A 15,934-nucleotide genomic window follows, 5' to 3' on the forward strand; every position below is an offset into this window, starting at 1 on the left:
CCCTAGAATATACAGTTTAAATGCACAACAGCTTAACTCTTACACTGATAACTGATTAGAACAGTTGAGATTCAAAGGCTCCGATATCAATGGTGTTATTAATAATTCGGTTAAAGCCTGTGCCCCGTTGGTCAAATTGTCCAGGGTCGGTATAGGGGCTGGCAAAGCTACCACTTCCGGTATCAATGGCGACACTGGTACTGGCTAAAGCCAAGGTTGGCGTGCTACCCCCGTTGTTTTGTAAGGGACTGAGTAAGGGATCAATCGGGGTCGTACCGCTACCCACCAGATCATTGTTTACCCCGTTAACTAAACCCTCTCCTCCGGTTCCGTCTCCAATAATGTTATTGCCACCACTCTTAAAGGCAAATTCTATGGAGGCTCCCACATCGGGGTCAAGAGGGGAGGTGTTACTGGCGATAATTGTGTTTTTCAGGTTGGCTAAACCCCCAATATTTCTGACCCCACCACTGTTTCCAGCCGCATCATTGAAAGCAATCGTACTATTGGTAATGGTCAAGTCCGCAACGGAGTTAAACACGCCGCCGCCGATGTTGCCTTTGTTGTTAGCAATCGTACTATTAATAATTTGGACTTGACCATCAATCACAATAATTCCACCACCGTTGCTCCCTATGTTATTGCTGATGGTACTATTTTGAACCGTGAGTTGGCCGGAGTTGGCGATCGCCCCTCCATTATTCGCCTGGTTTCCATCGAGCCAACTGTCGAGTACCTTAACCTTACTGGTAGAAGAAGTAATATTAATCGCACCGCCTCGACTTCCTGTGGTCGTACTGCTTGTGTTAGGTATGGTTCCGGCGGGGAAACCATTGCTCAGTTTCAATCCTTCAAAGGTGACATTCCCCCCATTAACGGTGAAAATATTGTAGTCTCCGCCCGTATCTCGACGAATGGTAAGTTGATCGGCTCCTGGCCCATCAAAAATTACATCACTACTGACCCCGGGTAAAGCCCCCGCCAGATTAATCACCCCAGCAGTTGCTTGCTCAACAAAGGTAATCGTATCTTCTCCGGGTAAAGATTCGGCGTTGAGAATCGCCTGACGTAAGGAACCTTCCAGGGTGGCATAGTCTTCGGCGGCTTTGCTGGTCGTATCTCCCAGTTGAGTCACGGCGGTATCATTAGCTAGAATTGTCACCTGTGCCGTATTTTCCTCGGGATCAATCTTGTAGTCCCCATCCGCTAAAACTAGGGTGAGGGATTCGTCGGCTTCGGCTTGAATATCATCAATCGGAGTCAAGATGATATCCATACTGGCTAGGTCATTGGGCAGGGTAAGAGTAGCGGTGGAGGTGTCACTGACCACTACGGTTTGACCCGTCGAGGTGGTCAAAGTATAGTCCGCCGCGCTAATTTTATCGGGTTCTAGGGTGAGGTTAATGGTTAAATCCCCAAAGGTATCCGGGGCGCGACTAATCCGATAAATTCCGTTTTTGGGCTGTTCATCGGCAACTTTTGTGGTGACAGGTTCGGTGGCCGTCGCTTCTACGGTGGTTAAACTGAGAGTCGCTTTGTCATCGTCTTTGATGGTAACGGTACTGGTAGGGATATTTTCTCCCGCCAGTCCGTTGTTGTCAAAATTGGCAAAGGAGAGTTGAAAGTTTCGGTCAGGTTGAACCTTAATATTACCAATAATTCCCAGCAATACCGTTTGCCTGTCTTGGTTAGCCGCAAATTGAATGCGTTGGGGCCCCGGTGTAAAGTCCGTATCCGCGATCGCCGTACCATTGGTTAATACCACATCCACACTAGAAGTTTGAGTCAGATCCCCGGAGCGAATCACCTGAACTTGATTAAACAGGCTAGTGCTATCTCCTTCATCTACGGTGTAGCTGCCCTCGGCAAAGTTATAGCTAGGTGGGGAATCATCATCATCAATGATTAGAGCAGCTTCCGGGACGGTGGTTCCCGTTTGTCCATTGTTGTCAAAGCCAGAAAAGGATAGAACTACGGTTTCGGTAGACTCGGATGTTTCATCCCCTTTAATCGTGACTTGTACCGTTTTGCTAATTTCCCCCGGCGCAAATTCTACGGGAATAGCACTGGGGGTGAAGTCTTCCCCTGAAGTGGCTCCATTTTGAGCCGCAGGGTTTAAGTCCACCGTCACCGATGAGTTAATATCAACCTTTCCTGAACGAATAACCGTAATTTCACCGTAGGTAATATCGCTGTTTCCTTCTCGAACTTGATAAGTGTTAGTGGTGAAGTCGTAGGTCGGAACGTTATCATCATCAATCACCAGTAACTCTGAGGTGGGATGGAGATTTCCCACCAAAGTCCCTAGGGGGGGATTGAAGGAGAGATTCAGGGTTCTGTTTTGATTCGGTGTGAGGTTGCCGAGAATAGTGATCGGGACGGTTTGGGCAATTTGTCCCGGGGTAAAGCTCACGGTAATTGGCCCGGGAACAAAATCTACATTGGGGATGGCATTAGTCCCAGTTACGTTGACTTCAACGGAGGAATTAACATTAATATCCCCCGAACGATCCACTTCCACCAGTTGAGTAATGTTACTGGAGTTGCCTTCGAGAGTGGTGAATAGAGGTTGTTTAAAATCATAGGTGGTGGGGCCGTCATCATCATTAATCACCAGGTTAGCTGTAGGATGAAGGGTTCCCGGCTGTCCCGTGGGTTGAAAACCTTCTGGATCGAAGGATAAGGTAAGTACCTCGGAAGCTTCAATCTCGTCATCACCAATGATTGGGATTTGGAAAGTATTCTCGCTCTGACCTGGGGCAAATTCTAGGAAAATTTCCGTGGGTACGATGTCAACGCCGGGTGTTCCCCCGTTTTCTAGTCCTGGAGTCAGGAGAATCCGAACACTCGATGGCAGACTGGTATCAAAAGTCCGGTTAACGGTGATTGTCGCCTGCTGAGGGATGTTCGGATCACCTTCAAAGATAGAAAATTCCGGTTGACTAAAGTTATAAACCGGGGGTTTGGGGGGCAGATCTTCGCTCTGGATACTGGCTATGGCGCCGGATTGTTGGGGATTGGCGGTGTATAAAAACCCCGATTCCCTTAAGGTGATATCAATAGTTAAGGGGTCTTCCTCAAAATCATCGTTATTGATGGGAGCGAGGGTGAGGGTGGCGAGGGTACTATTGGCAGGGAAGGAAACACTACCCCCGCTACTGGTAAAGGTTTCGTTGTCAATAACGGTATAGTTTTCCCCTAGTATCGCCGTTCCTCCGACGGTGAAGTTAACGTTAATGGGTAGGTCTAGGGAACCTCCCGCCCGTGTAAAGGCATAAACAAAGTTTTCTTCGCTGTTTTCTAGGAGGGTCGGGGGAGCAACGGACAGACTAATCTCGGATGCAGAGGGCCCAATCGGGAAAACGATGGGCGGCGTCGAATTGGTCGGGGGGAGAGTTCCCGGGGAACTACTATCATTGTCTTGTAGAGTAAGATTAATGCTTTGGGATTCTCCTAGGGTAGCTCCTCCGGTGGGATTGGCTAAGATTAACTTAAAGATTTCATTGGGTTCGGTTTCTCGATCATCAATAACGGTTAAAGGAATAGGAACGATTTTAAAAGTTTCGTAAGGTTGGAAGATAATTTCTATCGGTTCTAGGTTAACGTCACTACCGGTGGCGCTGTCTAGTTGTAATTCTAGTTGGGCACTCACCGTATTAAACGGGGAACCTGCCCGTCGAATATTGACAAATAGGGCGGGTGTTTCGCCTTCTTGAACAAATAGGGAATCGGTATTGGTAAACTCAATAATTGGGGTAACGGTTTCGATGGATTGGGTAAAGTTGGCTTGATTATTCAGGGTTGTAGCTTGGGTTTCCTGAACAATAATTAGTTGTTGATTGCTAATTTTATCTTCAATTACGGTATCATTTCCCACTTGCACAAACCGCAAATCAGCAAATTTTAATTCGTTGGTTAGTCCAATTAAATCGACTCCAATTCTAAAATCCGTAATACTATCAACTTCACTATCAATCAGTTCTCGACCGATGACAAATACATCGGAACCTCCTCCACCGGTGAGTTCATTTTTCCCGCTTCCGCTATAGAGAAGGTCGTTTCCCCTATCTCCAAATAGGCGATCATTTCCACTGCTATCAAATAGGGTATCGTTCCCTTGTCCACCATGGAGGATATCGTCACCTTCGTCGCCACTGAGTTGATCATCTCCAATATTTCCATAGGCAATATCATCCCCGGTTTCTCCTTTGAGGGTGTCATTTCCCAGATCCCCAAACATCAGATCATTGCCATTACCCCCGGAAATCAAATCCTGATCTTGCCCGCCATTCAGGGTATCGTTTTCGCCTAATCCTTCTAAAGTGTCGTTTCCTGCAAATCCTAGGATTTCATCGGGTTCAGGTGTCCCGCTCAGGAAATCATTGCCCGCAGTTCCAATAAGTTGTGCCATATTTACGGAGTTTAATTAAAGTTGGTAATTGATTCTAAGTGTGAACCCGGTTGAATGTCGATTTTTTTGTATTTTAATGATACAAACCACAAGTAAACCCCCATCTGGTGGATAGGTAGATAGAATATCCCCGGGTTGGTTAGTCCTGTACGGTCATTTTTCCCTCTAACAGAAATTCTCTTAACATCACCAGGATCTTACCCATAAGTCCCCGGTTTGTTAACAAATCTCAATATTGCAATGGTTAGCGGTTAGTCGTTTAGTTGCCTCCCATCTTCCTCGATTTGTAACAAACTGTAAAGATTATCCCCAAAACCGTTAAACTTCGTTGCGGGATTATACAGTTTGGCAACAGACGTGATACCTTCTACCCAGTGACCAAAAAACACAGTTAAGCGTAAAGGGAGAAAAACCTGTGAAGTTAGAGATGGGATACTTAACAGCTTCTGATCATCAAGGCGTAAGTGCTTATGTGGCAGATTTACAACTGCATATGACGTTACAGGCTCGTAATTTAGTTCCCAACCTGACGACGGCTCGTGATTCTCGTGAGCAAATGCTACAACAAACTCAGGCTGACTTGGAAAAATTCGTTTCTCGCCAAACCCTCTAGTTCAGTTTGGGATTAATTGTGGGATTTCGATCGGGTCATCGATCAGGAGAACGTCTGACGTTAAGTCGTTTCGGATCGCAATTAAATCGCAATAATCAAAATCCTCTCGTCCTAATGCTTTTAGGGTAATTTTTTTTAGGGTATCTCCCGGTTTAACTTGATAGGAAATCCAACGGTAGGATTGTCCATCTAGGGGCAATTCTGATGATTTTTGTAACCATTTTTGATATTTAGAATCTCGATTTTTGGATAGGCGAGATTCGGTTTGTTTGAGGGCAAATTGCCAAACTTTGTAACCTTCTAGGTTCAGGTGTAAGCCATCGGTTGTGAGTTCAGAACGGAGATTTCCCTGGGTGTTGGTAAATCTTTGGTAAAAGTCTAAATAGATGCTTCCTTGGTCGTTAACTTGTTGGGCTAACTTTTGATTGAGTTCTTTAATTAAAGAGTTTAGAATCGAAAAATTTAGGGTTTCTGAAGGGAGTTGAGTCGGAAAAATAGATTGAACTAGAATACGGGTATTAGGATAATGGTATTGTAAATAATCGATTATTTTTTGATGGTTTTCTAATATCTCTTTAACTGTAACTTGTCTTTTTAAATCATTAATTCCAGCTAAAATATAAATATTATTAGGATTATTTTTAGCAAAAATATCCAGACGTTTTAAGATTCCGCTTGTCGTATCCCCTGAAATACCTTGATTTAACCATAATATTCCCGATGGTAATAAATTATTGGGAAACCACATACTAAGGGAATCTCCTAATAAAATATTCAGACGAGATGAATCGGAATTTTTGGCAATTTTATCTTGGATTAAATCAGATTCTTGCTTTAATATATCTAGCCAATCTTGATAATTTAGTTGGTCAATTTCATCATCTAAATTAGTATAAATTTGACTTTTATATATGGCAAAAAGTCGCTTTTGGTACATTTCAATGCCAGTTTTTGGTATCATAAAATAATCAGTCATCAGTCATCAGTCATCAGTCATCAGTCATCAGTTATTAATTATCAATATTAGTTATTAGTTATTAGTTGCTGGTTATCAATCATTAGTTATTAGTTATTATAGTAAATAGTTGATTTTAAGTTATCAGTTAATAGTTGTCATTGAAGAACTATTTTTAAGTTATCAGTTAATAGTTGTCATTGAAGAACTATTTTTAAGTTAACTACAATAAGCAGTTAACTTAAAACAGCTAAGAACCAGTTTATAATCGGTGATTTTCAACTTAAATTATTAACCTGGCAACTGATAACTGGTAACTAATAACTGGTAACTGATAACTGATAACTGATTTAGTAGGTTTCCACGTGCCAACGATGTCCTTTTTTGAGTGTTTTCTGGTAATCACTCCAGTTCACATCAAATTTACCCGCAGCCGAGGTCATACCTTCATCAATTCCGCCTTCCATACCTTTAAGACCACAAATATAGGTATGGGTATTCTCTTTCTGAACTAATTGCCACAGTTCATCGGCATTTTCTTTAATCCGATCTTGAATATACATTTTGCCACCTTCGGGATTTTGTTGTTCACGACTGATGGCATAGGTCAAGCGGAAGTTATCAGGAAATTCCCGTTGTAACTGTTCCAATTCTTCCTTATACAGAATATTAGCGGTGTAAGGAATTCCGAAGAATAGCCAAGCTAAACCCTTGAACTTGTAGTCTTCATGTTGTTCTTTAAACATCCGCCACAGGAAAGCCCGGAAAGGTGCAATACCCGTACCCGTTGCCATCATCACTACAGTGGCTTCTTCATCATCAGGTAATAACATTTCCTTACCCACTGGCCCGGTGATGGCCACATCCGCCCCGAGTTCTAAATTGCATAGATGGGTGGAACAAACCCCATAGACGGTTTCTCCGGTTTCAGGATGTTTGTATTCCAGTTGACGAACACACAAGGAGACAGTCTGATCATCGAGTTTGTCACCATGACGAGTCGAGGCAATCGAATACAGTCTTAGCTTATGGGGTTTGCCTTTGTTATCTTTTCCTGGCGGAACAATCCCAATACTTTGACCTTCAACATAGCGTAAATCGCCACCGGAAAGGTCAAAGGTAAGGTGACGGACAGTACCCGAACCGCCTTCACCTACGAGTTCATAGTTTTCGATACATTTCCCAATATAAGGATTACTGGGACGGTAGATATTAACGGGTATTTCCGTTTTAGCCTTGGTGTCAGTCATGGGTTGGCTTTTTTCGACCGATGGTTGGCTCTGATGTTGACTGACAGTCGCTACAGCCGTTTCTGGTTGAGGTTCACCGGCGGGGCGAATATTAACAATTTTCCCTCCTAACCGGGCAATCCGACGCATTTCTTGATTCATGCGTTCGTAGGGGACGGTGACGTAAACGACACCACTGCGACGAATCGGAAAATTGAGTTTGTCTGTATTCTCCCCTTGTCGGAGTCCCTCCACTTCAAAGATGAAGACGCGGCCATTAGCTCCCGTCTTGGTTGCAACACCAATTCCACTTGGACGATACATTCGTTTGTTCTCCCTTATAATACCGAAGCTCTTAACTAACAAAATGTGACGAATACATCACTTGCTGGTTTTTTTTACGTGCGATGGACGGAAACAGTCAGATATTAACCTTCCCTCTCACACTAGCTTGAGGGCCGTTACTGTTGTCAATTTGCACTTTGCACTATTTTACAGCTTAGTGTTCATCGGCTAATCGGAATTAATTCCAGGGAAGATCAGCTGGGGGGAAGCGCGCTATAAAAATTTGTGACAGAATACATTTGACCTATTGCTTTCAACTGGATATTTTTTGATGATCATGGGGATTCTACCTTGGGTGTTATTAGCAACATTAGGACTAGCTGCGGGAACAACGGCCGGATTACTCGGGATTGGTGGGGGAATGTTAGTTGTCCCTGGGTTATTTTATATTTTTAATTTAATGGACTTTCCGCCCGATCTGGTGATGCACAGTGCGATCGCCACTTCCATGAGTATAATGACTTTTACGGCGACTTCTTCGATTGTGGCACACCATTCTAAAGGGGATGTGCAATGGGGAGTTTTTTGGAAAATTATTCCGGGGATTTTATTAGGAGTTTTATTAGGTGCTTTATTAGATGATACTTTATCCAGTGCCGTACTAAAAATTATTTTTGGATTATTTTTATTATTGATTTCAGTTAAACTATTGTTAGATTTTAAACCCAAAGCAAAGTTGGAATCCTTACCCGGATTAGCCATAATCAACGCCGTCGGGTTAGGAATTGGTTTTAAGTCAGGTCTTCTAGGAGTCGGAGGCGGTGCAATTAGTGTTCCTTTTTTAATTTATTGTGGATTACCCATGTACGAAGTGGTGGGTACATCTTCATCTTTTAGTTTACCGATTTCCATTTTAGGAACCTTGGCTTTTCTGTTATCTTCTCATGGTGAGGCTTTTTTTCCGGGGTTTATTGGATATATTTACTGGCCATCATTATTATTAATTGCCCCATTTACAATCTTAGGAGCTTTTTTAGGGACATCACTTTCCCATTTAATTTCAGGGGAAAAGTTACGGACGGCTTTTGCTTTATTTTTATTATTCATTAGTTTAAATATGTTATTGAGTTAAAACCCCAGGGTATTTACAGATAGGGAGGGAATAGGGAACAGGGAACAGGGAACAGGGAACAGGGAATAGGGAACACAACTCAAATAGAATTGATATATTATTTTTTATTCATTGAGAAATTCAGCTTCACAGATAGTTGATTCCCTTTGTTGTAGGTCTTCAGCATCCCATAATCCATTCAGAAATGTAGTATAAAAATATTCTCCCCCGTGTTGCATATCAACTTTAGGAGAATTTTTAGCATAGGGACTCGAATCGGAAATCCCCCGTTGTGCTTGATAATGAATATAGGTATCTGAATTAACACACATCACATGATAAAAGTCTTTATTGGCTCCCGATTCATCTCCTAGCTTATAACGAGATAACCCTCGATTCAAATAGGCTTTAATAAAGTTGGGGTCAATATTTAGAGCTTGATCAAAGTCATCAATTGCTGCTTGATATTGTTTTAAATTATGGTAAACACAACCTCGGTTATAATAGGCGTAAACATTATAAGCATCAATTTGTAATGCTCGGTTATAATCTCGGATAGCCCGATCATGATTGCCTAATTGATAATGACATAATCCTCGATTAATATAGGCTTTAATATAATTCAATTCTAATTCAGTAGTTTTATTGAAATCATCTAAAGCCTTTTCTTTGATTCCTAATAAATAAAAAGCTCGACCCCGATTATAATAGGTTTTATGATTCTCAGGATTTAAAGATAGAGCTTGATTGTAATTATCAATAGCATTTTGATATTGTCCTGATTGGGCGATCGCTAATCCCAAATTATTATAAACCGCATCACTTTGGGGATTAAAACTAAGAGCAATTTTAAAGTCTTGAATCGCTTTTTCATATTTGCCTAAATGTCTCCAAGCATTCCCTCGATTCAAATAAGCATCAGGTAACTTGGGTTCCAGTTGTAAGGCTTTTGTTAAATCACTAACCGCTTTTTGATAATCTTTTAAATAATAATAAACTAGACCCCTATTATTATAAGCACTAGCATAATTAGGGTTTAATTTAATCACTTGATCAAAATCCTTCAAAGCACCATGATAATTACCTTGGCGTGCTTTTTTTAAGCCTTGGTCATAAAATTTTTTGCTATTATTAAACATGAAATTTCCTTTTTCAACAATTAAGATCAGTTGATTTTTTATAGAAAGACTAAACTTGATTAAAGATAAGCAAGCTATACCAAAATTTTTGAGCTTCTCATCCCTTCATGATCAAGTTACCTACGCAAAATTTGAGACTCGTAAACCGTTTTTTGTGGTCGTCTGATTATCCGTATTATCCATGATATCAAATTTAGAATATATTGTGTTCGTTCCCCAGTCTGGTGTTATCAATCCTAATCCCTCATTTATTCTGAATAAAAAACCCCCAAACCGGAAAAATTTGGAGGAATCTTAAAGTATTTTAACCTGGCTGAGTTAGACTACAACAAAATTAACTAATTTTCCCGGGACAACAATCACTTTTTTAATGGTTTTATCTCCAATATGACGTTGACTGACTTCAGAATTTCGGGCATATTCTTCTAAAGTTTGGTGATCGGCCGTTGCTGGGACTTGCAGCGTCCCACGGGTTTTTCCATTAATTTGAATCACTAAGGTAATTTCATCCACTACTAAGGCTTCTGGCTCATGCTCAGGCCATATTTGAGTATGAATTGAACCCGTTTTTCCAATCAATTGCCATAATTCCTCCGCAATATGGGGAGCGAAGGGAGCTAATAATTTCAACAGGGTTTCAATGCCTTCAGAATAAACGATAGACTCCTTACAATTCGCCTCTGATAAAGCATTACTAAGTTTCATCAATTCAGATACAGCAGTATTAAATTGATAGTCTCCGTTTAAATCCTCGCTGACTTCTTTAATAGCCGTATGAATCGCCCGTTTTAAGTCTTTTTCGACTTTACTTAATTCTCGATTCTTAGGTTTAGAAGTGGTAATTTCAGCAAATTCAGTAACAATTCTCCAAACCCGATTTAAGAAGCGAAATTGTCCCTCAACATCGGCATCATCCCATTCTAAATCCTTCTCAGGAGGGGCTTTAAATAGAATAAACATTCGGGCGGTATCAGCCCCATATTTACCCATCACTTCTAATGGATCAACCCCATTATATTTAGATTTAGACATCTTCTCATAGAAGACTTCTAACTTTTCTCCCGTTGTCGGATCTTGGGGATTACTCGGACTCACTTGGGAAGCGGAAAAATACTTTCCAGTGGTGCGGTTTTTATAGGTAATTCCCTGCACCATCCCTTGAGTTAATAACTTTTCAAAGGGCTCTTTACAATGTAATAATCCGCGATCGCGCACCACTTTAGTAAAGAATCGAGAATACAATAAATGCAAAATGGCGTGTTCAATACCGCCCACATATTGATCTACCCCCATCCAATCATTAGTAATCGCTGGATTGAAGACTTGTTGATCATTTTTGGCATCGGGATAGCGCAGATAATACCAAGAAGAATCAATAAACGTATCCATGGTGTCGGTTTCCCGTTTAGCCGGAGTTCCACAACTCGGACAAGGTACATTAATCCAATCTTCTAATTGGGCTAAAGGAGATAAACCTCGACCACTAAATTTGACATTTTCCGGCAATTTTACAGGTAAATCTTGATCAGGAACAGCCACCGCCCCACAATTCGGACAATGAATAATCGGGATCGGAGTTCCCCAATAGCGTTGACGGGAAATCAACCAATCTCTGAGGCGATATTGAATAATTCCTTTGCCATATCCTTCATCTTCTGCATACTCAATAATCGCTTGTTTGGCGTGTTCGGAATGTTCCCCACTAAAATTACAGGATTCGACTAAAATTCCTGTCCCCGTATAGGCCGTTGTGATCCGATCATTTTCCTCATTATCATTATCCGCATCATCGGGAACAATCACTTGTTTGATGGGTAAATCATATTGAGTGGCAAATTGAAAATCACGCAGATCATGGGCTGGAACTCCCATCACTGCGCCTGTTCCATATCCATATAAAACATAATCCGCAATCCAAATCGGAATTTCTTCTTCATTAAAAGGATTAAGGACTTTTCCCCCGGTAGGAACGCCGCGTTTTGGTTTATCTTCCGAGGTGCGATCGGTTTGGCTTTCGTTTTTAACCTCTTGAATAAATGCTTCTACGGCGGCTTTTTGTTCGGGAGTTGTTACCTGAGCAACTAAGGGATGTTCCGGGGCTAATACCACATAGGAAACTCCATAAACCGTATCAGGACGGGTTGTGAAGACAGAGATTTTTTCATCATCAGGACAAGTGCTCGAGACAGAGATTTTTTCATTCGATATCTCTGGACTATGTTGGGGATGATTTTCCAACCACCGCTTATTGCGATCATGTAGCCAACTTCCTCGAACAAAATCTCGGCATCTCATTTCTGAAATACTTCTGCGACTATCCAGAAACCAGGATTTAAAAGGGTTGCTTACCTTTTTTTGATTTGTAGTTTTCTGTATAGGCACAATGGGGGTAGGCACAATGGGGATAGGCACAATGGGAAATTCTAACTGCGCCCCAATGGATTGTCCGATCCAGTTAGCTTGCATTAATTTAACCCGTTCCGGCCAACCGTTTAAATGCTCTAAATCATTGAGCAATTCATTTGCATAATCGGTAATTTTTAGGAACCATTGACGCAATAATTTTTGTTCAACAATAGCCCCAGACCGCCAAGATCTTCCCTCATTATCGACTTGTTCATTAGCCAGCACCGTTTGATCAATTGGGTCCCAATTCACCGCGGCTTCTTTTTGATAGGCGAGTCCACACTTATAGAATTGTAAAAACAGCCATTGTGTCCAACGGTAATATTCCGGGGAACAGGTGGTCACTTCCTTTTCCCAATCAATGGAGAACCCTAACTTTTGCAGTTGTTCCCGCATTTGGGCAATATTTTGATATGTCCATTCCGCCGGAGGAATTCCTCGGTCAATGGCGGCATTTTCGGCAGGGAGTCCAAAGGCGTCCCACCCCATCGGATGTAAGACACGATAGCCTTGCATCCGTTTGAGTCGGGCGATCACGTCAGTAATGGTGTAATTGCGAACGTGACCCATGTGTAGACTCCCCGACGGATAGGGGAACATGGAGAGTGCGTAAAATTTGGGCTTATTTTTATCGGTTGGGGTTTTATACAACCCCTGTTCTTCCCAGGTTTGTTGCCACTTTTGTTCGAGGGATGCAGGATGATATCGAGACTCCACAGCCATACTTTGTGCCGGATACGTTTTCTTATTTGTTTATTATTTTTACATATGGGTGAGGTTATCCCCCACCGATTTCGCCTGACTATACAAACCTAAGTCGCCGGTTTCCAAGTTCCATGAAATCCATTCGGAACTACCTGGGGTAATCCTAACCGACAAACAGGTTCCGTGTCTAAAGATTGGGCATCAAATATCCAAACTTCGCTGGAATTTTGCCGAGCATCATAAACAATGGTTAAAACCCAACCCTGTTGAGGATGATCGAGATCTTGAACAAATAAAGGTTCCATCGGATAACGATTTTCCCCTAAATTGGCGGTGGTTAAGGTTTGGGTTTGATGATTAAAACGTCCAATCGTGCCAAACATTTCAACCGCCGGATTAATACCGGATTTATGAAGGGATAAATAGGTAAATTGATCTTTTTTTCCCACTTCTTGGGGGTTGACCGAGGGAAATTCACAATGGCGATCGCAGAGTTCTTCCAATTGTAGTAATTTACCCGTTTGAGGTTGCAATATCATCCGCCATAAGGTTGATTTGGCTAAGGTTTGAGTGTTTCCGGTGGCAACTTCTTTTAAATATTGATTGGTTTGGAAATCTTGATATCGGACAAAATCAACAATAACCGTTCCATCTGTTGCAACATAACCATTGCTAAAATGCCACTGAAACCAAGGTTCGGTTTCAATCCGATTCACTAAGGTTAAATTATGACGATCAATAATTAAAATTTGGGTGGGGGTTTGGGGTTGCCAGGAGAGAGCCTCACTGAAAGATTTTAACTGAAGAAATACGGGTAAAAGTTTTAACCGCAGTGGGGGAATTACAAAAATTAAATATTCACCCGCTAGGACAAAATCATGAATGGCAGAAATGCCATCCAGAGGAATTTTATTTTGTTGTTTGATGTTACCTGTGCGATCGCTCCGATACAAAATTAACTCAGGACTCGGCCCCAAAATTTGCCCAAAATTAAAAATATCCCCGGTTTCGGGATCAATTTTAGGGTGAGCAGAATAGGGGGTATTTTGAGCTAAACCCTGGAGGTTGTCCAGTCCATGGGTTTCTAAGGTTTCTAAATCTAAACTATGGGGTTGTCCCCCTTCCCATAATGCCAATAATTTATCGGGTAAAGCTAAAACTGAAGTATTCGCCGCATTTTTTAGGGGTTTACGAAAACGTTCCCAAAGGTTTCCCGAGGCTTTCATTCCATAGCCGCCATAAATAAAGCGGTTTTGTTGTTCTTCCTCTTGATAGCCGGCGGTTTGAACATAACGATAGACCCCGGTTGACCCTTTTTCGGTGAAATGAACCCCTAAAATTGCCCCATCTCCATCAAACCAATGTCCGACTCGGTGTCCTCCCCGTGCCAATCGTCCTGGGCCATTGCGATACAGAGAACCCCGTAACCCCGACGGAATTTTTCCCGACAAAATGGGTAAGGGCGTGGGCGGAAACTCGGTGGCGGGGGTGGTAAACTGTTGATTCCAGGTCGGTTGAGCGGTTGTTGCTGTCATAATGATCGCCGTTAATGAAATCAGATAAAAACTTTACTTGCACTCCGAATAATTGTCGCTGAATTTGCTAGAATCTACAGGATTGTCCTGATTATATTTTGTAATTATCCTTGAACCAATCTATCAATCTGCCGAAAGTAGATGACTTTTTAGAAGAATTGGCAGCCATTCAACAAACTGGCTCCAAGCGTGTTGCTTTGTTGGGTTCCCGCCATATTCCCCTAACCCATCAAAACTTGATCGAGATGATGAGTTATGCCTTGGTTTTAGAAGGGAATCATTTGATTACATCGGGTTCAACGGGAACGAACGCGGCGGCCATTCGAGGCGCGATGCGGGCTAACCCCAATTTGTTGACGGTAATTTTGCCCCAAAGCATGAAACGTCAGCCCAGGGAGTCCCGCCAGCAGTTGGAAGAAGTGATTCATGTGGTGGAAAGTCCCAAGGGTGACGATTTATCCTTAGCTGAAGCTAGTGGGTTTTGCAACCAAGAGATTATTTCTCGGTGTCAACAGTTAATCTGTTTTGCCTATCATGATAGTGTCACCCTTCTGAGCACCTGTGAGGAGGCGGAAAATCAGCGCAAAATTGTGACTTTATTCTATTTGGATTAGTAGTTAATGCCAATGTTGAATCAGTCACTCGTACAGACGCGCTCTTGGCACGTCTTTACGCTGATAAATTTTTTTATTAAATAATTGCAATTGACTATGGCTTCTACTTATTCATTTGATATTGTTAGTGATTTTGACCGCCAGGAATTAGTCAATGCTGTTGATCAAACCGAACGGGAAATTAAAAGCCGTTATGATTTGAAAGATACTAAGACTACCTTAGAATTAGGGGAAACGGCGATTATTGTTAATACAGATAGCGAGTTTACCCTAGATGCAATTCATACAATTTTACAAACTAAATCCGCTAAACGTAATCTTTCTTTGAAGATTTTTGATTACGGGAAAGTAGAATCTGCGAGTGGGAATCGAGTTAGGCAGGAAATTAAACTGAGAAAAGGTTTAACTCAAGAAGTATCGAAACAAATCACTAAACTGATTAAGGATGAATTTAAAAAGTTACAAGCATCTATTCAGGGTGATTCGGTTAGGATTTCAGCCAAATCTAAAGATGACTTACAATTAGTAATTCAACGTCTAAAAGAAGAAGATTATCCGTCTGCATTGCAGTTTACCAACTATAGGTAAAATATCCCCACTGATTTATATTTGATTGACACTCCACTACCTAAAGGTTAGTGGATTCTTTGTTTATTGAATCTCAAGACATATATCTTTAACATATCCCAAATGTAGGGACTGGTTTTACAAACAAATATCATTAACCCGGCCTCTGGCCATGGTAAATCGCTGAGACTTTTTTAATAGTTTCTTGATAATACTCCTAAGAAATATAAAGATTTGTCATTGAGGGGATAAACCATTGACAAGCAAAAGTAACCTTGCTATGTTGCTAACAGGGCAAACATAAGGTGTCATCTGCCTTAAGGTATAAATGTCTTTTGTGACCTACTTGAGTGGGTTGATCTAC

The 15,934-nt window shown here is 41.7% G+C and carries 10 protein-coding genes; 4 read left to right on the top strand and 6 right to left on the bottom strand.

Annotation, left to right across the window (positions count from 1 at the left end):
* Positions 1-55: 55 nt before the first annotated feature.
* The gene (locus PL9631_RS09815) at positions 56-4,411 is read right to left on the bottom strand and encodes a Calx-beta domain-containing protein (protein ID WP_083619556.1); all 4,356 of its coding nucleotides are present in this window, start codon (positions 4,409-4,411) and stop codon (positions 56-58) included.
* A gap of 427 nt (positions 4,412-4,838) precedes the next feature.
* Here PL9631_RS09815 and PL9631_RS09820 point away from each other — a divergent pair, with 427 nt between their 5' ends.
* Positions 4,839-5,024 carry a hypothetical protein gene (locus tag PL9631_RS09820; RefSeq protein ID WP_083619559.1) on the top strand — a complete coding sequence of 62 codons (186 nt, stop codon included), beginning with the start codon at positions 4,839-4,841 and terminating at the stop codon, positions 5,022-5,024.
* 1 nt (position 5,025) lies between these two features.
* On the opposite strand, the gene PL9631_RS09825 is transcribed toward PL9631_RS09820, so the two are convergent.
* Entirely contained in the window at positions 5,026-5,985 is a 960-nt protein-coding gene (locus PL9631_RS09825; RefSeq protein ID WP_197046313.1) for a GDSL-type esterase/lipase family protein, read from the bottom strand.
* A gap of 344 nt (positions 5,986-6,329) precedes the next feature.
* On the bottom strand, positions 6,330-7,532 hold the full coding sequence (gene petH, locus PL9631_RS09830) for a ferredoxin--NADP reductase (protein ID WP_083619566.1): 1,203 nt from the start codon (positions 7,530-7,532) through the stop codon (positions 6,330-6,332).
* Positions 7,533-7,824: 292 nt separating this feature from the next.
* Between petH and PL9631_RS09835 the strand changes: the two genes are divergently transcribed.
* Positions 7,825-8,625 carry a sulfite exporter TauE/SafE family protein gene (locus PL9631_RS09835; protein ID WP_197046314.1) on the top strand — a complete coding sequence of 267 codons (801 nt, stop codon included), beginning with the start codon at positions 7,825-7,827 and terminating at the stop codon, positions 8,623-8,625.
* 104 nt (positions 8,626-8,729) lie between these two features.
* Here the strand turns inward: PL9631_RS09835 and PL9631_RS09840 are convergent, their stop codons facing one another.
* The 3 genes from PL9631_RS09840 to PL9631_RS09850 all read right to left on the bottom strand — a co-directional run bounded on the left by PL9631_RS09840 (position 8,730) and on the right by PL9631_RS09850 (position 14,389).
* Positions 8,730-9,743 carry a tetratricopeptide repeat protein gene (locus PL9631_RS09840; RefSeq protein WP_083619569.1) on the bottom strand — a complete coding sequence of 338 codons (1,014 nt, stop codon included), beginning with the start codon at positions 9,741-9,743 and terminating at the stop codon, positions 8,730-8,732.
* A 318-nt stretch (positions 9,744-10,061) separates the two neighbouring features.
* On the bottom strand, positions 10,062-12,866 hold the full coding sequence (gene leuS / locus PL9631_RS09845) for a leucine--tRNA ligase (protein WP_231516698.1): 2,805 nt from the start codon (positions 12,864-12,866) through the stop codon (positions 10,062-10,064).
* Between the two features lie 95 nt (positions 12,867-12,961).
* Complete coding sequence (locus PL9631_RS09850) at positions 12,962-14,389, bottom strand: carotenoid oxygenase family protein (protein ID WP_083619576.1); 1,428 nt, start codon at positions 14,387-14,389, stop codon at positions 12,962-12,964.
* 110 nt (positions 14,390-14,499) lie between these two features.
* Here PL9631_RS09850 and PL9631_RS09855 point away from each other — a divergent pair, with 110 nt between their 5' ends.
* Positions 14,500-15,003 (top strand): DNA recombination-mediator protein A, encoded by a 504-nt coding sequence (locus PL9631_RS09855; RefSeq protein ID WP_083619580.1) that lies wholly within the window; start codon positions 14,500-14,502, stop codon positions 15,001-15,003.
* A gap of 96 nt (positions 15,004-15,099) precedes the next feature.
* Positions 15,100-15,591, top strand: coding sequence for a YajQ family cyclic di-GMP-binding protein (locus PL9631_RS09860; protein ID WP_083619583.1), 492 nt, complete (start codon positions 15,100-15,102; stop codon positions 15,589-15,591).
* The last annotated feature ends 343 nt before the right edge of the window (positions 15,592-15,934 follow it).

It is taken from the genome of Planktothrix paucivesiculata PCC 9631, from assembly GCF_900009265.2.
GTDB classification, from domain to species: Bacteria; Cyanobacteriota; Cyanobacteriia; order Cyanobacteriales; family Microcoleaceae; genus Planktothrix; species Planktothrix paucivesiculata.

Coding starts and splice junctions, on each gene's coding strand:
- petH (WP_083619566.1), bottom strand. CDS start 7,532: ATGTATCGTCCAAGTGGAATTGGTGTTGCAACCAAGACGGGAGCTAAT.
- PL9631_RS09850 (WP_083619576.1), bottom strand. CDS start 14,389: ATGACAGCAACAACCGCTCAACCGACCTGGAATCAACAGTTTACCACC.
- PL9631_RS09840 (WP_083619569.1), bottom strand. CDS start 9,743: ATGTTTAATAATAGCAAAAAATTTTATGACCAAGGCTTAAAAAAAGCA.
- PL9631_RS09860 (WP_083619583.1), top strand. CDS start 15,100: ATGGCTTCTACTTATTCATTTGATATTGTTAGTGATTTTGACCGCCAG.
- PL9631_RS09820 (WP_083619559.1), top strand. CDS start 4,839: ATGGGATACTTAACAGCTTCTGATCATCAAGGCGTAAGTGCTTATGTG.
- PL9631_RS09835 (WP_197046314.1), top strand. CDS start 7,825: ATGATCATGGGGATTCTACCTTGGGTGTTATTAGCAACATTAGGACTA.
- PL9631_RS09825 (WP_197046313.1), bottom strand. CDS start 5,985: ATGATACCAAAAACTGGCATTGAAATGTACCAAAAGCGACTTTTTGCC.
- PL9631_RS09815 (WP_083619556.1), bottom strand. CDS start 4,411: ATGGCACAACTTATTGGAACTGCGGGCAATGATTTCCTGAGCGGGACA.